The sequence below is a fragment of the uncultured Fibrobacter sp. genome (assembly GCF_900316465.1).
Classification (GTDB): domain Bacteria; phylum Fibrobacterota; class Fibrobacteria; order Fibrobacterales; family Fibrobacteraceae; genus Fibrobacter.
Genome location: NZ_ONDD01000004.1, coordinates 87356 through 105249 on the forward strand (window position 1 = coordinate 87356; position 17894 = coordinate 105249).

Annotated in this window: 17 protein-coding genes; 14 read left to right on the forward strand and 3 right to left on the reverse strand. The window is 50.5% G+C overall.

Annotated elements, in window-relative coordinates:
- Nucleotides 1-2: 2 nt before the first annotated feature.
- The 5 genes from QZN53_RS02695 to QZN53_RS02715 all read left to right on the forward strand — a co-directional run bounded on the left by QZN53_RS02695 (nucleotide 3) and on the right by QZN53_RS02715 (nucleotide 5758).
- Complete coding sequence (locus QZN53_RS02695) at nucleotides 3-1316, forward strand: U32 family peptidase C-terminal domain-containing protein (RefSeq protein ID WP_163437295.1); 1314 nt, start codon at nucleotides 3-5, stop codon at nucleotides 1314-1316.
- Nucleotides 1317-1344: 28 nt separating this feature from the next.
- A complete protein-coding gene (locus QZN53_RS02700) occupies nucleotides 1345-1779 on the forward strand; it encodes a hypothetical protein (protein WP_163437297.1) in 435 nt (144 codons plus the stop codon).
- A 369-nt stretch (nucleotides 1780-2148) separates the two neighbouring features.
- Nucleotides 2149-3627 (forward strand): DnaA/Hda family protein, encoded by a 1479-nt coding sequence (locus tag QZN53_RS02705; protein WP_163437299.1) that lies wholly within the window; start codon nucleotides 2149-2151, stop codon nucleotides 3625-3627.
- A gap of 2 nt (nucleotides 3628-3629) precedes the next feature.
- On the forward strand, nucleotides 3630-4511 hold the full coding sequence (locus QZN53_RS02710) for an NAD(P)-dependent oxidoreductase (RefSeq protein WP_163437301.1): 882 nt from the start codon (nucleotides 3630-3632) through the stop codon (nucleotides 4509-4511).
- An 89-nt stretch (nucleotides 4512-4600) separates the two neighbouring features.
- Complete coding sequence (locus QZN53_RS02715) at nucleotides 4601-5758, forward strand: hypothetical protein (protein ID WP_163437303.1); 1158 nt, start codon at nucleotides 4601-4603, stop codon at nucleotides 5756-5758.
- 85 nt (nucleotides 5759-5843) lie between these two features.
- Here QZN53_RS02715 and QZN53_RS02720 read toward each other — a convergent pair whose 3' ends face one another.
- Entirely contained in the window at nucleotides 5844-6425 is a 582-nt protein-coding gene (locus QZN53_RS02720) for a peptidylprolyl isomerase (protein ID WP_163437305.1), read from the reverse strand.
- Between the two features lie 63 nt (nucleotides 6426-6488).
- Nucleotides 6489-8618 carry a thrombospondin type 3 repeat-containing protein gene (locus QZN53_RS02725; RefSeq protein ID WP_163437307.1) on the reverse strand — a complete coding sequence of 710 codons (2130 nt, stop codon included), beginning with the start codon at nucleotides 8616-8618 and terminating at the stop codon, nucleotides 6489-6491.
- 66 nt (nucleotides 8619-8684) lie between these two features.
- On the opposite strand from QZN53_RS02725, the gene QZN53_RS02730 reads away from it, so the two are divergent.
- A complete protein-coding gene (locus QZN53_RS02730; protein ID WP_163437309.1) occupies nucleotides 8685-8843 on the forward strand; it encodes a hypothetical protein in 159 nt (52 codons plus the stop codon).
- A gap of 32 nt (nucleotides 8844-8875) precedes the next feature.
- On the forward strand, nucleotides 8876-11119 hold the full coding sequence (locus QZN53_RS02735; protein ID WP_163437311.1) for a LysM peptidoglycan-binding domain-containing protein: 2244 nt from the start codon (nucleotides 8876-8878) through the stop codon (nucleotides 11117-11119).
- A gap of 21 nt (nucleotides 11120-11140) precedes the next feature.
- Here the strand turns inward: QZN53_RS02735 and QZN53_RS02740 are convergent, their stop codons facing one another.
- Nucleotides 11141-11911, reverse strand: coding sequence for a hypothetical protein (locus QZN53_RS02740; protein ID WP_163437313.1), 771 nt, complete (start codon nucleotides 11909-11911; stop codon nucleotides 11141-11143).
- 166 nt (nucleotides 11912-12077) lie between these two features.
- On the opposite strand from QZN53_RS02740, the gene QZN53_RS02745 reads away from it, so the two are divergent.
- The 7 genes from QZN53_RS02745 (at nucleotide 12078) to QZN53_RS02775 (ending at nucleotide 17885) form a co-directional block, all read left to right on the forward strand.
- Entirely contained in the window at nucleotides 12078-12815 is a 738-nt protein-coding gene (locus QZN53_RS02745) for an ankyrin repeat domain-containing protein (RefSeq protein ID WP_163437315.1), read from the forward strand.
- Nucleotides 12816-12897: 82 nt separating this feature from the next.
- Nucleotides 12898-13692: a DUF3450 family protein gene (locus tag QZN53_RS02750; protein WP_163437317.1), complete on the forward strand. Its 795-nt coding sequence runs from the start codon at nucleotides 12898-12900 to the stop codon at nucleotides 13690-13692.
- Nucleotides 13693-15204: a MotA/TolQ/ExbB proton channel family protein gene (locus tag QZN53_RS02755; RefSeq protein ID WP_163437319.1), complete on the forward strand. Its 1512-nt coding sequence runs from the start codon at nucleotides 13693-13695 to the stop codon at nucleotides 15202-15204.
- The gene (locus tag QZN53_RS02760; protein WP_294651437.1) at nucleotides 15204-15866 is read left to right on the forward strand and encodes a MotA/TolQ/ExbB proton channel family protein; all 663 of its coding nucleotides are present in this window, start codon (nucleotides 15204-15206) and stop codon (nucleotides 15864-15866) included. Before QZN53_RS02755 ends, QZN53_RS02760 begins: the two co-directional genes overlap by 1 nt.
- Nucleotides 15866-16270, forward strand: coding sequence for a biopolymer transporter ExbD (locus QZN53_RS02765; RefSeq protein ID WP_088657171.1), 405 nt, complete (start codon nucleotides 15866-15868; stop codon nucleotides 16268-16270). Before QZN53_RS02760 ends, QZN53_RS02765 begins: the two co-directional genes overlap by 1 nt.
- Nucleotides 16271-16282: 12 nt before the next feature.
- Complete coding sequence (locus tag QZN53_RS02770; protein ID WP_163437321.1) at nucleotides 16283-16924, forward strand: energy transducer TonB; 642 nt, start codon at nucleotides 16283-16285, stop codon at nucleotides 16922-16924.
- The gene (locus QZN53_RS02775) at nucleotides 16914-17885 is read left to right on the forward strand and encodes a tetratricopeptide repeat protein (protein WP_163437323.1); all 972 of its coding nucleotides are present in this window, start codon (nucleotides 16914-16916) and stop codon (nucleotides 17883-17885) included. Before QZN53_RS02770 ends, QZN53_RS02775 begins: the two co-directional genes overlap by 11 nt.
- Nucleotides 17886-17894 lie beyond the last annotated feature (9 nt).

Here is a 17894-nt window from a genome sequence, read left to right on the forward strand (position 1 = left end):
CTATGCAAAAGCCTGAACTCTTAGCCCCTGCTGGCGACCTTGTTCGCATGAAGTACGCCTTTGCCTATGGCGCCGATGCCGTGTATGCGGGGCAGCCCGCTTTTTCGCTCCGTGCCCGTGAAAACGGCTTCAAGAATTTGGATGACCTTGCCGCGGGTATTGAATATGCCCACCGCTTGGGTAAAAAGTTTTATCTCACGAGTAACGTGATTCCTCGCAATGTGAAGGTGGAAGCTTTCCAGAACGCATTGCTTGCAGCCATTGACTTGAAACCCGATGCACTGATTGTGGCAGACCCTGGCTTTGTGGGTTGGTTGCGCGAAGTGCGACCCGAGGTCGAGATTCATTTGTCTGTGCAGGCGAATACGACCAATTACTTGGCGGCCAAGTTTTGGCACGACTTGGGCGTGCGTCGCGTCATCTTGAGTCGTGAACTTCGCTTGTCTGAAATCCTTGAAATCAAGAATCGCTTGCCGGATTTGGAACTGGAAGTGTTTGTGCATGGTGCGGTTTGTATGTCAATGTCTGGTCGCTGTATGCTCAGTAACTGGGTGACACGCCGCGATGCAAACCAGGGCGCCTGTGATAACAGTTGCCGTATGCCTTACCGCCTGTATGCCAATCCGGAACCGCAGTGCGAAGACTATCAGGAGCATGAAGGTTCCTTCAGCTTGCAGCGCACTGACCGCCCGGAATTGGACCCGATTGCCTTGGACGAAGACACTTGGGGAACGTACTTCATGAGCAGCCGCGATATTTGCGCTATCGACGTGATTCCGGAATTGATGGCGGCAGGCCTCGATTCGTTCAAGATCGAAGGTCGTACCAAGTCGGTGTATTACTTGAGCCAGGTGGTACGTGCTTACCGTATGGCAATCGATTCTTGTGCCGCTCAAATGGAACAGGGCGTTGCAACGGAATCGGTCAAGGTTTCGGACGACGCCTATCGCGCGATTTCGTTTGTAGACGGTCGCGGCTTTATGCCGGGATTCTTGCGCGGCCCCTTGCCGCAGAATTATGAATGCACTCACGAAGAAGCACCCGGTGGTTGCGTTGCCGCTCAGGTCATAGCCTATGACCCGAATACGAAAGCATGTCGCGTCAATGTCAAGAATCCGTTCTCGATAGAAGATTCCTTGGAGCTCATGACTCCTTCCGGAATGGCGCCTTGCAAAATTGATTCGATGAAGGATTTCAAGGGCGGAAATGTAGATCGCTTGCATCCGGGGACCGAAGGTTGGATTTTCTTTTCAGAAGATGTAAAAGGCCTTCAGGAAAACGCTACTTTTTGCTTTTTTGTGCGAAATATCACGTAAAAACGGAATTTTTTTTTAGATTTGTAATATGGCTGTCGACGAAGCGACAAAGAAACAAGACGAATTGGAACTTTATCAGATTGATGATAAAGCCATTATGCCTTTCTTTGAATGCCACCGCGAAGAACTGAAGCAATTTATTCAGGATCGCAAAGGGCAGAATCTCTCGCTTTTGGAATTGCTCAAGCAGTTTATTCGCACCTACAAGCTTCCGTTTAACATGCAGCGCTATATGTCCGTACAGACGACATACATCAAGCAGGTGTTGCAGGAACGCATGCAGGACCGCCAGGTGGCGGTAAGCCGTTGGATCCAGGAACATGCCGGTCGTCACCGTAATCGTATGATTCAGCTCCAGTGCCTTTATCTGGACCGAATCAAGGACAGATTGCTGCCTGAAATCCAGAAAATGTTGGAACAGCGGATAGAAAATCTCCAGTCGAAACTCGACGAAAATAAATAGACCGCTAAATCATTGACAATCAATATCTTCTACGAAAAATTGCCTTTTTTTGACTAAAAAAGGCGATTATTTTTTTGTATGCTTTTTGAAGTGGTGACAATTTGAGCACTGAAAGTATACTTTTTTTTGTCAAGACATGCAACAAAATTTTTCTGTTGATAAGTTGTTCCAATCATAGGGAGTCTGTCTTGATTGTGGAGTGATTAAAAGAGTGATTTGTTTGCAATAGTGGGGGCAATATTGGGAATAAATAAATTTTTGTCGTTTTTGAGCTAAATTCGCCAATTTTCAAAAAAAATGACAGACTTCGGACATTTTGTTGTATGCTTTATTTAATTTTTTCATGCTTTTTTAGATGATTGGTAAAACGTGACAAACTCTGTTGCTCTCTTGAATTCGGAATCTTCGGTCTGGCAGTTGACTCTGGACCGTTTGCGCCTGGAATGTAATGACTATTTCGGTCTGACTATTTTGGATACGGTCAGCTACGAAGGACTTTTTGACGGTATTGTACGTCTTTCTGTCCCCGATGAACTTCGTGAAAATTGGGTGAAGGCGCATTATGCCGATATTATGCGCAAGGCTTTTGCCGAAGTCTTGGGCGATTCATTTGTTGATTTCAAGATTTCTATTGCTGCTGCTGAAAAGGGCGTGCAGGTGATGGCTACTCCGGCCGCTCCGAAGCTTGCTCCGGCTCGTGCCCGTGTCGCTACTCCTAAGAAGCGTGCTCCGCGTATTAAGCTTTCTTTGTATGCCGACTATACCTTTGACAACTTTATCGAAGGTGATTGCAACAGCACCGCCTGCGAAGCTTGCAAGTCCGTTGCAGAAAACCCGGGCGATCCGGCCTTGAATCCTCTTTTTGTGTATGGTAAGTCTGGTCTTGGCAAAACCCATTTGCTCCAGTCCATTGCCGCCCAAATTGTAAAAACGAAGCCCGGTACGCGTGTCGTCTATTGTCAGGCTTTTGATTTTGTACACGATGCTACGGCCATGTACAAGGCCCTGAAACTCAAGACGGGTAACGCCCGCCAACTCGCCGAAGCCTTCCAGGATAAATACGAAAATTGCGATATCTTGCTTCTGGACGACATCCAGCTTCTGGAATACAAGAAGTTCTGCCAAGAAAAGCTGGCTATCCTGATCAAGCATTTGCGTACGCTCGGAAAGCAGGTTGTGTTGTCTTGCGACCGTCATCCTTCCAACTTTAACCGCTTGGAAGATGGCGAAGTTCCGCCTGAACGCAAACTGTCTCCCGACGCTATCCCGAGTATTTCGGCAAAGCTCTTGGCTCCGCTGGAATCTTGCGTTGCCGTCGGTATCGATGTTCCGGACTTGACGACACGAATCAAGCTGATTCAAAAGAAATCGATGAATATTCCGTTCCTCGATCGTGACCGCGAAGAAATTTGCAGGTTCCTTTCGCTGCCGCCGCGCGAAAATGTCCGCGTGATCGAAGGCATGCTGAACGGTATTCGAGCCTTGAATCAATTTTGCGAAGAGAATCTTGACCTGAATGTGGTAAAGCGCTTGGTGGCCCCTCCGGGAACGACCGGTGTCGAAGAACTTTCGGTCAAGGGTATTGCAGAAACGGTTGCTTTGGAATTCGGCACAGACCTGATGGCGCTTACAAGCAAGCGTCAGGATGCCGGTGTCGCCTTGCCGCGTAAGGTGGCAATGTACCTTTGCCGCGAAATGACGAATACCTCTCTTGTGAATATCGGTGAATTCTTTAACAGGGATTACTCTTCTGTTATCGCCGCAATCCGTTCACTTGCAAAGCAGATGGATAATGATGAAGACCTTGCCCGCAAGGTCAAGGATATCCGCTATTTGCTGGAAGCCTAGTAATGATTGCTTTGGTGACGGGTGGCGCAGGCGTCGTAGGGAAGGCGCTCTGTCGGGAACTTTTAGCGTGCGGTGTGTGTGTGCGCGTGCTTGTGCTCCCGGGCGATACCCAGGCTGGGTTTTTACCCGAGGGGGTGGAAGTTTTTTATGGGGATGTATCGGACGCGGATTCAATTCGCGAAGCCTTTGCCGGCGTAGATTTGGTGTACCATCTCGCCGCGATACTCCTTTCTACTAAACCGGGCGCCTTTGAACGCATCAATGCCGGTGGAACGTGCAATGTCGTGAATGCGGCTAAAGCGGCGGGTGTCAAGCGCCTGGTCTACGTGTCAAGCATTTCGGTAACGTACCCCGTACTTACGGAGTATGGCAAAAGTAAATTGGCAGGGGAGTCTTACGTCAAAAATTCCGGCCTGGAATGGACTATCGTTCGCCCGACGCTTGTTATCAGTTCACCAATCGGTACGGGCGGAATCGAATTCAACATGTTCGTGGCCTACGTAAAGCGTTTCCCGGTGTATTTTATGCCGGGGGGTGGCAAGTGCCTCAAGCGTCCCGTCAAAAGCGTAGACCTGGTCAAGGGAATAGCCCTTGCGGGCCTTTCCGAACATGCGGTGGGAAAAACGTATGCCTTGGCGGGGGAGACTGTGCTTTCGATGGCAGATATGGCCAAGGCTGTCTTGAAACAGGCCGGCAAGCGTCATTTGATGGTGCCCTTGCCGTGGTGGATTTCCAAGAAACTCGCTGTCTTAAAGAGCTGGATTGGCGGCCGCCCGGTGACGGCGGAGCAGGCCTTGGCAGGCTTTTTGTACGATGCCGCTCCCGATATCGAAAATGCGAAGGTTGATTTGGGCTATAAACCCGGTTCGCCCTTAGGAATTTGATTAAAAAAGCGTTTTTTATCACAAAAAATCAACTATTCTTTACATTGGCCCATTTTTTGTATATATTCTATGCAGAAAAAGAGGTATCTATGAATTTTAAAGCAAAGTCGGCGGTATTCACTTCCGCCATTGCATTGTCCATGATGCTTGCCGCTTGTGGCAGCGATGACAATTCGTCGAATGTGGAGCGCGATGAAGGTAGCTCTTCGAGCGTTAAAGAATCTTCTTCTTCAGTCGAAGAATCCTCGTCTTCTTCTGCTCCGGATCTTCCGAAGGGCTTGCGAGCTGCAACTTTGGATGATCTTGAAAAGAACATGACCCTTGGTGAAATGTTCGGAACGCAGATTTATCTTGCATCCGGTGCCAAGCAGGGTGTGTTTTCTATCTGGATTCCCGATACGGCATGGATTGCTGTCCGCTCGAATTTCGAAAACGGCGTGATTGAATACGGCAAGTCCAACGGTTCGTATATGGGAATTGATTCGAAGGCTTCGGACGAAATGCAGAAGTTCTTCGAAAAATCCGGTAAGCTCCAGTTTGTCGTCAAGGACGAAAAGAAACTTCAGGTCTCGATCAACGATGGCGACTATATCGATGTCGAAAAGGCCAATGTGCCAATCTCCTCGAACTGGATTTCGGACGGAACCCAGTTGCAGGGCGTCAAGCTTTCTTGCAAGAATGGCGACACCAAGCAGGTTTATTCGTTCTACAAGGGCCGCTATGTTGTTGAAGAAACGGTCAAGGAAGAATCTAGCTGGTCTGCGGGCTATTACGATATCGAACGCAGCCACTTGCTGATGCTCCCGGTGTTCTTCGATCAGGCGGTGTATTCGCTGGTATCGGCTCAGGTCAGCACCGAATTCAACCTGAATATGGATACGGGTGAATCCTACAAGTGCGAAAAGTCCTCGATCAAATATAAGGATATCGACAAGGAAGCCTTGGCTGGCGAATGGGTTGCTCCTGAAAAGGGCCTTGACTGGACGCTTACGCTCAAAAAGTCGGGCGATTACTCCGTTGTCGCCAAGAAGGGCGCCAATACTGAAGAACTGAAGTCCGGCATTTGGGATGTCTATGGCGATATCCTTGTGCTCAAGAACTCCAGCTGCATGCGCCCGAGCGAATGCGCCTCGGCGGTCAAGGGCTCTATCGAAGGCTTTGACGCCAAGAAGGGCTTCACCTTCAACCACGATGACGACGATACTCCGGCAGTGCCCACGACCTGGACGCTCCCGCAGTATGAATAAGCGTCGATGAACGAACTTTTCTAGAAAACAAAACGCTCCGCTTCAAAGCGGGGCGTTTTAAATTTTTTAGAGGGCTTGAAAATGATTAGCCGTGGTGCTCGGCGTGGTGTTCGCAGCCGCAGCCGCCCTTGCCGTCGCAGTTTTCCTTGTTGCCATGGCCACCGCATTCGCATTCGTGATTGCCTTCGCCATCGCCGCCACAGCAGCAGTGGTGTCCCAGGGGCTTCAGGTCTTCTTCGGTAGCTTCGCGCACGGAAACGACTTCAATGGCGAAGTTCAGGTTCTGGCCAGCGAGTTCGTGGTTGGCGTCGATGACGGCGGTCTTTTCAGAAACGGATTTCACGCGGATCGGCATCGGGCCGGCCGGAGTCTGGGCGTAGAACATCATGCCTTCGACAACCTTGTCGACACCCTGGAAAACGTCCAGCGGGACTTCCTGAGTCATTTCTTCGTTGTATTCGCCGTAGCCTTCGGACGGAATCACCTTGACGTCGAACTTGTCGCCCACATCGTGGCCGACCATTGCCTTTTCGAGACCGACCACGATCATGTGGGCGCCCTGAATGTACTGCAGCGGTTCGCGGCCTTCGGAGGAATCGATGACCTTGCCTTCGTCGGAGGTCAGGGTGTAGTGCATCTGGACAACGGTCTTGTCAGCAATCTTCATAGAAAATCCTTTGTTTGATTTGGCGAGGTGCCGTAAGAATGGATGTGCAAATATAGTAAAAAACTATTGCTTTTGATTTTCGGGCGAGGGGATAAATCGCACAACGTCGGTGCTACCGTTCTTTTGCGTAAGCGTCGGCGGTAATTTTTTACCGAATCCCTGGAACTTGAGGCGTTCCTTGCGGATACCCTTTTTGACGAGATAGTTGTAAATGAATTCGGCGCGTTCGTTCGAAATTTGTTCAGCCCGTTCGCCCGAGGCTTCGCTTGCGGAACACTGGATTTCCAGATTCATGGGGTATTGCCGCATGTAGTATACGATATCGTTAAGAGCGGTGTAGCTGGAATTTACAAGAACGGTATCCTGGCCCTTGAATCGGATATGCTTTGCAAATGTGTTGAAGTTGTGTCTCTGGTTGGTGGGACAGCCTGAAATATCGATAAAGGTATTGGGCGCGGTACCCGGGCATTGGTCGGCCCAGTCGGCGATACCGTCTCCGTCGGAATCGAGGGGGCAGCCGAGACTGTCGATCGGGGCGCCTTCAGGTGTGCCTGGGCATTTGTCTTCTTCGTCAAAGATTCCGTCACCATCCTGGTCTATGCGGCAGCCGAGGATGTTGACCATGACACCTTCGGGTGTGTCGGCGCATTCGTCCTTCGTGTCGGGAACGCCGTCTTTGTCGGAATCGAGCGGACAGCCCGATTCGCCGACTTGTTCGCCGAGCTTACTGTTGGGGCACTTGTCGATGTCGTCGGGGACTCCGTCGCCATCGAAGTCGCGGGGGCAGCCGTTCTTGTCGATTGAAATGCCTTCGGGGGTATCGGGGCATTGGTCAATTTCGTTGGGAATGCCGTCTTTATCCTGGTCCAAGGGGCATCCGTCTCTTCCGACGGGTTCTCCGTGCGGAGTCTCGTGGCATTTGTCGTTGTTGTCGTCAATGCCGTCGCCATCGGTGTCGAGCATGCAACCAGTAGAATCGACTGCAAAGCCGTTTGTCGTATTGGGGCACTTGTCGAGGTAATCGGCAACGCCGTCTTTGTCGTGGTCGAGGGGACAACCATTGTAATCGACTTCAAGGCCTGTGGGCGTATTCGGGCAAAGGTCCACGATGTTGAGGATTCCGTCCTGGTCTTCGTCAACAGGGCATCCGCGGGGGTTTACCTTTTGGCCTTTAAACGTATTCGGGCACATGTCCTTACGGTCAATGACGCCGTCGTTGTCGTCGTCGCCCCAGCTTAGATTGAATACCTTGCTAAGGCTGATGGCAATGGCGACTTCAGGTGAGCCTGATGTCTTGTAACGCAAGTTCTCGTCGCCCGATTTTAGGTTGACGGGTAAAGCGTCTTCGATGTCGAGCTCCTTGAAGTAATGGAAGCCCACATCGCCCGAAAGCGTGAGGTATGCGTCGTAAGGCAAGTGCAGTCGCAAGCCCGGAGTCAGCCTGAAGGGGCTATTCAAGAAATGGTAGCTCATGCGCGTAGAACGCATAGGCGTTTCGCCCGAAGCTTCGAATATCAGCGTAAGGGTCTTTTCGGGGAAGATGTTGAAGCCGGCGCCCCAAAGGAGGTATTTTCCCTTTTCGCCGAAATCGCTTAAAAGACCTATGTAACCGTTAATGGTCAAGTACTGCTTGAGGTCAAACGAAAAATGGGCGTTTACATTGGCGGCAGCGTAATTCGAGGTGAATGCGTACGTTTCGTCGTCTGATTTGACATACCAGCGGTGTCTTGGGCGGAACCCTTTTTCAGTAGAACCTGTCGGTGCAAAAAGTTCACCGCTAAGACCCAGGTAAAACCATTCGTTTACGGGAATGGAACCTTTAGCGGACAAATGCAGGTCGCCGAGACCGAAACCGTCCAAATCCGTATTGCTGATATCGCCTTCGTAATGGAAGGGTAAAGAAAAGCCTAGTTCAAGGTTGTCCAAGACGGCGAAACTCGCGTAAAAGGTTTCGTCGTTCGAGGGCGTGTTCTTTTCAAGATTGACGAAGTTGCCTTTGCTGTCGGTGTAGCTTCCGTCCAAGCTCAAGGGGTTTCCGTCGCTCACCATTTCGAAAGCGCCAGAAATGTAAAGAAATCCTTGTGGAAGAGTCTTTGCCGATGGGGCGTGAATGCCGCTCGTTGACCTTACGATTCCTACCTGAGCCAAGGCAGGAATACACATTAGGCTTAATGCGGCAAACAGCTTCTTCATAATCCGCTGTATAACATAGAAATTTAACGGATAAAGAAATTGCTATTTGTTATATTTAACCCCGCAATGAATGAATCGAATGAAAAACAGGAACTGCCGTCTTGGCATCGTAAGGCGCAAAAGGCCTACCGCGTAAACCGTATCATCATTATTTTGCAAATGGTTGCTGCGTTTGTCTTGGCAGGTGTTATCTGGTTTGGTGTGGAACGCGTGACAGGCAATTGAGTGGCCTGTAATTAGGTGTCTGGAATTTTTTGATGAGATTTTTCTTTTTTGGCATAGCATCTTTATTTGTATTGTTGGTGTCCGGTTGCGCAAGCAAGCCCGATATGACGCCCAAGGTTGATTCTGCAAATCCGTCTGATACGGAATCTTTTTCGGAACGGGCCCTCAAAGAAAAAATCTCGGATTCCCTTGCAATTCGCCCTTCTTGGACCTATTACCAGTATGCTTTGCAGGCCATGGATAACCAGGAATGGCTCCTGGCCAGACATTACCTGGATGAATCGTTGAGGCAGCTGGTCTCTGAAAGGTTTGATTCGACCTATAAGAATGTTTCTGCCGCAGAAGATTCGGCCTACCGTGTCAAAATGCCGCTTCGTATTGTTCGCGCTCTTGACGAAGTTTACCCCAATGTGGCTGAACTTGGCGAAAATGCCGAAAGTTTTGTGAGAAACGAAGTCTCGATCGAAGGTGTGGACGCCCTTGACGAAAGTGAAGCCGATAGCGCCGCCTTGCTTGTGATTGAAAGTTTCTTGGATACGCTCGATGTGTCGCAGTTTACGCTTCCGGTACGGTTTAACGAACGCGTGCTGCAAGAAATCTACTATATGACCAATTCTGCTCGAGCCTTTATGTCGGGCTCGTTGAACCGAAAGACCGCCTATGATTCGCTGATTTATGCCCAGCTTGATGCGGCTAAAATGCCCCGCGACTTGATTTACCTTGCCCTTGTGGAATCGGGCTTCAAACTCAAGGCTTACAGCCGAGCCAAGGCTTCTGGCATGTGGCAGTTCATTCCGGAAACAGGCAAGCGTTACGGGCTTGAAGTGGATTACTGGGTTGACATGCGCCGCAATCCGGAACTGGCGACGATGGCTGCCCTCAAGTACTTGAACCGCTTGCACGATGAATTTGGCGACTGGCTTTTGGCTATGGCTGCCTACAACTGCGGTGAAGGCCGCGTGCGCAGGCTCCTTCGCGAAATGCAGGAAGATTCTACTCGCGATACATCTGTCGCGGTGACTTATTGGGATTTGGAACTCCCGAAAGAAACCATGCGCTATGTGCCGAGAATTCTTGCGGCTATGGTAATCGGTCATTATCCGGAGCAGTATGAAATGACGGTCGAACAGACGTACCGCCCCGATTTCGATACTGTAACCGTATTTGATTCGTTCCCGCTCGAAGAAGTGGCCAAGCTTTTGAAGGTGACCGAAGATACGCTTCGCAGCCTGAATATGGAACTGGTGAAGTGGTGTACGCCGCCGAACAAGGAATCTTACCTGTTGCGCTTGCCGGTCGGAACCCGAACCGCATTTGTCGATGGCTACGACAAGATGGAAAAGAACAGCTTCTCTAGCTGGCACCATCACAAGGTTCGTAAAGGTGAAAACCTCGGTATGATTGCTCGCCAATACGGCATCAAGGTGTCTGAATTGCAGCAGGCGAACGACATGAAGAGCACTCGCATTCGTGCCGGTCAGTCTTTGCTTATTCCAATCAAGGTGACGCCGAAACCCAAGGCTAATAAGGGCAAGAAACCGCACAAGGTCCGCACCTATATCGTGCAGTCCGGCGATGATGTGGCCTCTGTGGCACGCAAGTTCGGCATTTCGCAGGATTCCGTTCGCGCATGGAATTCCCTGGACGTTGCCGCGGTCATAAAGTCGGGTGATACCTTGATGGTTTCTAAACCCGAACCGATACCCCAGGTTGAAAGCGAACGTCCGCAAAAGGACCGCCCCAAGATTTCGAAGGGCGAAAAGTATGCCGTTCGTGAAGGTGATACCTTTGCCGACATTGCAAAATCTTATGGAGTGCCTGTCGTGATGCTGATGCAGGCAAACCAGGGCTTTAGCCGCCGCCTTACCGTGGGCGATTCCCTGGTGATTCCGGAATACGTGAAGAAAAAGGGCGAAAAGAAGCCCGCCAAGTCTGAATCTAAGCCGGCCGCCAAGAAGACCTCTAACGAAAAGGTCTCTGTCTATGTCGTGCAGCAGGGCGATAACCTTAGTAGCATTTCCCGCAAGTTCGGCACCACTGTGGCTAAGATCCAGGAACTCAACAATATGGGTAAGTCCACGAGCTTAAGTGTCGGTCAAAAGTTGAAGGTCGCTTCTGCTCCTGAAGCCGAATACAAGATTCATTCTGTCAGAAAGGGCGAGGGCCTTTGGGATATCGCTCGCCAATACAATGTGACCATCGAAGATATCGTCAAGTGGAATGACTTGAAGGATACCAAGATCAAGATGGGTGAAAAGCTTAAGATTAAGAAATAGGCTTTCTTAGAAAAATTCCTGTTAGAACAGCGTGATTCCGAGGCTTACGTAAGGCTGGAAATACGTGGTGTAATCCAACATGAATTCGTCATTTTCGCGGACTTCTCCGGTTTTACGCTCGAAATAAGTGTGGAAGTATTCGTGGTTGTTACGGAAACCGCCCGAAAGGAAGAATCCGTGCCAAGCGGTACGGATGCCGGCACCGTAAGCGTACCCGTAGATGGCGGGCGAGGTGAATTTGGTGTCGTCGGCAAAGAAAGTCTTGCCGAATACGGCGCCGCCGAAGGCGTAAAGCTTGATCATGAATTGGTGCTTGTAGTTCATCACCAGCGGTAGCGCAAGGTCAAATCCCAGCTGGAAAAGGGCGGTGTGGATTTCGTGTCGGCCTTCGATGTCGCTGGAATCGAAGGGGGCTTCAAAGAAATCGTCCCAGTCTTCAAGGTCATTGTAGGCGGCGTCCCTGTTGCGCGGCTTGTGGCTCACTCCTAGGTACTGGTAGCCCGCCATCAGGTAAATGTCGAACCATTCCGTGAGGGGGAGGCTACCCGAGGCGCCGTAAATGTAGGTGTTGTCGACCGTGATCGTGTGCTTTCTCCCGTTTACTTTGTAGGAGTAATCCACGTTTTTCATCTTGATATTATTGAATTCAAGGTAGGGCCCGAAAGATCCCCGGTCTTCGAAATCCTTGTAGTCGCTGTCGGTAGAGGCCGCCATGGTAGTGTCGATGACCAGACGGTCGGCAAAAGTGAGGGTGCTGAAAAGCAAAATCAGACTTAAAATTCTCTTTCTCATGTCTTAAATATAAAAGGATTGCTTAAAAACGAGAAAAAGGGCTGTGGAGGTGTGGGGGATATTTTGGTAAAAAAAAGTTGTAATTTGAGTTTTTTTGTGTTAATTGGCTAAAAATTGTTTATTTTTTAGACCAAAAATAAGAAAACCTCATTTGGAGCATATTTTTATGAAAAAGCAGTTGTTGGCCCTTTGCGCCGCCACTATGATGATGTCCATGACCGCTTGCGATAGCAAAATGGACCCGAATGATCCTCAGTCCGTGCGCAAGTACTTGACCAAGCAGCAGATTCCTTTTACCCCGAACCAGTTCGTTTCTTATGCAGTGAATGGTGATACTGCCAAGATGACGCTCTTCTTGCAGGCTTCTTTTGAAATTGACGCTCCGGCCGACAACGGTAACAATGCTGTGGCTATCGCTGCCAACAAGGGCAACATGGTTGTGCTTAACTACTTGTTCGAACATGGCGCCAAGGCCGACGTGAAGAACGGCAACGGCGAAGCCGTGCTCGACAACGCCGTGATGATGGGCAACAAGGAAGTGGTGAACCGCCTTTTGACCCAGCTCAATGCCGAAGGTGCTGAAAAGCAGACTCTCGGTACGGCTGTGCTCCTCGCCGCAAAGACCGGTAAGGTTGACATGCTCGAAGTTTTGGCAAATGCCGGTGCTCCGCTGGATTCTCGTAGCGCTGACGGTTACCTCCCGATTCACTGGACCGTGAAGAATGGTAACTATGATGCCATGATGTTCCTCATCAACAAGGGTGTCGATGTGAACGCCAAGTGCGGTCAGGGCTATTCTGTGCTCGACTGGGCTACCAACGAAGGCTACACCCGCTTAATCAAGGCCCTTAAGAAGGCTGGTGCCAAGAATACTCCGCAGTACTTCAAGGATTCCAAGAAGTAATTCTTGAATTTTACGCAAATTTCGCGATTTTCTCGCTTAGAACCGTGGTCTAGTGGCCGCGGTTCTTTGTATTTTTTCGCATATGAAATTTCATTTACTGACCAAGATATTCCTTTGCCTGAGCCTTGCGGGTGTTTTTTCGCAGGCGCAGGAAACGGTTGAAAGTGTCCGTCGCCAGATTAAGGCGGTGGAGGCAGAAACAGCCCGCGAAAAATCGCTCCATGATGCCGAAAAGAAACGCCACGCCGAATTTGTCGAGGTGGGACGCAAAAAGGTGCAGGCGCTCGCGACACAGAACAAGACCTTGAAGGCCGAAATCGATTCCCTTAAGGCCGAACTCCAGAATTTGGCTAGTGTCCGTCAAAAATCTTTGGGGACCATCAAGTACTTCGAAAATCGTAAGGCAAAGTATGGCGAATCCCTGGCCTTGGTAATCGATTCCTTGGTGCCGGTATTTGAATCGGATTTCCCGTACCGTAACGAAGAAACCGTCAAGAGCGTGCAAGAAATTGCAGGCCAGCTCCATAAGGGGTTGATTGAAGCAGACGATGGCTTGAATCGCGTGCTCGAAGTTTTTTATGACCGCATTCGCTTGGGATACACGACCGAAGTGTACAAGGGATTCTTGCAGGTAGATGCCCGCAGTGTTCCGGGAACTTTCTTGCGTTATGGTGCTGTCGCCTCGGTATTCGTGAGCAATGACGGCAACGATGTGCTGTGGCTTAGTCGGACAAGCGATGGCGGTTATGCCTGGAACAACGTGTCCGATGACCTTTCCATGCGTACTGTGTTGAAGGACGTGATGAAGGTGGCCGAAGGGAAAACCGCTCCGAGACTTGTCTTGATTCCGGTGACGATTCCGAAGGAGGGCAAGTAAATGAAACGTGAAATGTGGAATGTGAGATGCGGAATGGGGGCTCTCGTATTGGCAGCCTCTCTCGCTACCTTGGCTCCGCTCTCTTACGCCCAGCAGAATGCTGATATTGATGCCGTAAAGCAGCGTGCCGCATTGAACAGCGCGAAGGCTGACCTCGAAGAAGCCCGCAAGAAGCGCGACATGGCTGTGGCTGCCCGTTGGAAGGACCGTGAAACGGCCAACCAGGAACGCGAACTCTTTAACGAAAAGTATAACGAAAGCAAGGAAAAGGTCGATGCCTTGATGTCGGAACGTGCACGCCTGTTCGAAGATGTGCGCGTTGCCCGTGAAGACTTGGCCCAGGTCAAGTTGCAGGCTGAAAAGGCCCGTGCTGAATACCTGTCGCTTGCTGCTGGCCCCGAACGCCTTGAGACTCTTGCGAAGTTCAGCGAACAGGGTATCCCGTTCAAGATTGCTGAACGAGTCGAAGTGCAGAACAAGGTGAAAAAGGAAATGGGGCTGTACAGGGATGATCCTGTGCGTATTGCCCAGTCTGTCTTGAATGCTGCGCGTTCCGAATTGGAATTTACCCGTGAAAGCGGAGTCGAAAAGGCTGAACTCGTGTTCGGTAATGCGGTTGCCCAGGGCGGTCGCATGCGTTTGGGCGGCCTGTATGCTATGCAGATGGCTAATGCGGTCGATATCAATGGCATGCATCCGGCGGCTTTGATGCTCCCGGTGGCCGGCGAAAAGAAGCGTATTTACAGCTGGCAAGAAAATTTGACTCCCGATACCAAGAGAGACATTGCGAAGGTGTTTGCCAATGTGGGCGATTCCGCCTACGTGATGGTGCCGGTCGATGTGCTCTTGAGTACCGAGCTTTCGTCTGAAATGGCAAACCACCAGGAAACCACCTGGAAAGATGACTTGAGGGAATTCTTCAAGAACGGTGGCCTTCTGATGTATCCGCTGTCAGTCCTCTTTGCGCTGGGTCTTTTGATTGCCCTGTGGCGCTTTGTGTGGCTCTCTTATAAGGGCTTTGGTACCATTGCCGCTCGCCGTGTGATTAAGGCCTTGAAGGCGGGCGATATCGAAGGTGCCCGCAAGCTTGCCGTAAAGACTCATGGCGAAGTGGGTCGCGTGCTCAAGACGGTGCTGACCAAGAATTACAAGGATCGCGAAAGTGCAGAACGTGCCCTTGAAGAACTTTTCTCTGCCGAAGTTCCCAAGCTGGACTTTGGTCTGAACTGGATTTCCGTGTTTGCGGCTGTGGCTCCGTTGCTTGGCCTTTTGGGTACGGTGATGGGTATGATCGAACTCTTTGACGTGATTACCATGCACGGTACCTCTGATCCTAAACTTTTGGCAGGTGGTATTTCGATCGCCCTTGTCACGACGGAAACGGGTTTGATTGTTGCCATTCCGTTGCAGCTGATTCACACGTTCCTGGTGAACCGTTCCGAAGCCTTGCGCGGTCGCATGGAAAAGGCCGGTCTTGCCGTGTTGAACGCCCTTTGGATTAAGGAAAAGTAGTGCCTGCGGTAGACCAAAATTCCGTGCTTGAAGCGGCAATGGCTATCCTCTTTAGAGGTGGCTGGGTGCTTGCCCCAATCTTTGTGTTGGGGTGGTTCGGTTGGTTTTTGATGCTTGAACGCTACGCCTACTACTTTATGCTTCGCGGCGGTACCGTGAATGGTGTGGTGGGTGGATTCTGGAAGAATCTCGAAAAGAAGGGCGAAGATTTCGCTTTTGAAAAACTTTCGCACCATCGGTTCGGATACTTCTATGCACTTGCCCGTGATGTTCGCAATTACCGCGACCAGGGGCCAACTGCTGTGCGCAATGCCATGGAAGAAACACGCCACCGCATATCGCTGAATTTGTCTAGGTCGCTCAAGACGATTTCGACATGCGCCGCCCTTTCTCCGATGCTTGGCTTGTTGGGGACGGTTTCGGGCATGGTTCACACATTTGAAAACATTAAGCTGTTCGGTTTCGGAAATCCGGTGCTTTTTGCCGACGGCATTTCTGAAGCTTTGCTCACGACGCAGGCGGGACTTTTGATGTCGTTCCCGCTGATGCTTGCCTATAACTTCTTGGCGGGCCGCGTCGAAAAAATCGAGAAACTGGCCTGGAGCGAAGCGCTCAAGTACGAAAGCTACGTTTTTAAAGAAGTAAAGTTTGAGGTCAAATAATGAGTTTTATTCGTAAAAGAGTTCATGATACAGGAAAGATTGACGTGTCGCCGATGCTCGACTGCGTCTTTATCCTGCTTATCTTCTTTATTGTGACGTCGACTTTCACCCGCGAAACGGGCGTGGACGTTACCAAGCCCAAGGCAAGTTCTGCAAAGGACTTGGCAAAGGAAAGCATTTTGATTGGCGTAACTCGCCAGGGGACAATTCACATTAACGAAACCCAAGTGAATTTGTCAACTTTGAATACGGTGCTCCGCCAGATGATGGCTGAAGCTCCTGACCGCCCGGTGATTATCGTGAGTGACCGCGATGCCCCTAACGGTGTGGTTGTCGACATTCTCGATGAATGCAACCTCGCCAAGGTGCGCAAAGTTTCTATTTCGGCGAATAAGGAAGAATAGCCCCGTTTTTTTATGCTTGATTTTGTTGGAAAATACCTCCGTTACCCGATAGCATTGGTGCTCTCCTTTGTGTTGAGCGCGGTGTTCTTCCTTGCGATTCCGGTGATTAATGCGTTGATGTCGGATAAAGGAGTTAAGGGTGAAAAGGAACTTGAGGCGGTCACTGAAGTCGAAGTTTTGGTGAGTGAAAAGAAACCCGAAGTCAAGCAGAAAGTGATTCGCACGATTGTGAACCCGAACCCGTTCAAGATTACCTCGAACATGGGCGTGTCACGCAGCCAGAATTTCCAGATGGACTTGTCGCTTGCCCGCGGTGCCGCCGGCGATGGTGTGGCCGTGGGGACGGGTTCCATGGAAAACGTAGTGTACGAAGCGGGCGAAGTGGATGTGCAGGCACAGGTGTTGCGTGAAATCCAGCCCAAGTTCCCCGAAAAGGCAAAACGCATGGGCGTTTCGGGCTACGTGAAAGTCTTGATCGTGATTGACGTATATGGCGATGTGGCGCAGGCCCAGGTGCTGACGCAGGAACCTGCCGGCTATGGATTTGATAACGAAGCCTTGAAGGCTGTAAGACAGTGGAAGTTTAGTCCGGCTCAGTTGGGCGGATTCCCCGTGGCACAGAAGGCCACAAAGGAGTTCCGCTTTGTCAACTAGACTCTTCTCTCTCGTCTTGTTATTTGCGCTCCCGCTGCTTGCCGCAGAGGATTATTTCTTCAAGGCTAACGAACTTTACGACCAAGGAAAATATAAGGAAGCGGTGCCGCTGTACCGTGCAGCGATTGACGAAGGTCGTTACGAACCTTTTGCCTGGTTCAACTTGGGCAACGCCATGGTGCAGCTTGACCGCAAGCAGGTGGCCATGGTCGCTTACAAGCGTACGGTAGAACTTTTGCCGAATTTCGAGAAAGCCTGGATGCTCCTCGGCGACCTTTACTACTTGGGTGGCGATGTGGGCGAGGCCATTGCGGCTTACAATCGCGCTATAGAACTTGGCGTGGAATCGGACCATGTGCATTTTGCCTTGGCGGAATGCTACTTGAAGGGCCGCGATTGGACCCTTGCCCAGAAGAACTTTGAACGCGCCCTGCAGCTGAACCCGGACCGTATGGATGCTTGGTATGGCCTTGCAGAAGTCTACGAAAAATTGGGCGACTACGAATACGCCATCAAGACGCTTCAGAATGCGTTGCAGATGACCGCTACCGCGGGCGCCGATGTTCACTTTACGATGGCCTATTACTACCGCAGCATGGATTCCACGAGACAATCCTTGAACGAAATGGAAAACGGAATCTTGATGGATCCGGAAAATGTTTCGGCCCGCCGCTACTTGGCGCAAATGTATGTGCAGAACAATTCTCCGTGGATGGCCATTTTCACGCTTGAAGAAGGACTTCGCCACAATAAGGGCAAGGCGGATTTGAACTTGGATTTGGGACAGATTTACTTTACCCAGAAACGCTACGACGAAGCGTTCGATTGCTACATGAAGGCATGGATTGCCGGCAATTCTCAGGGGCGTATCGGTGCCGAAAACGTGGGCCATGTGTTCTCGAATGCAGGCGATACTGAAAAAGCCGAAAGCCTGTACAAGCGCATTCGCGAGAAAAAGTAGATTCTTCGT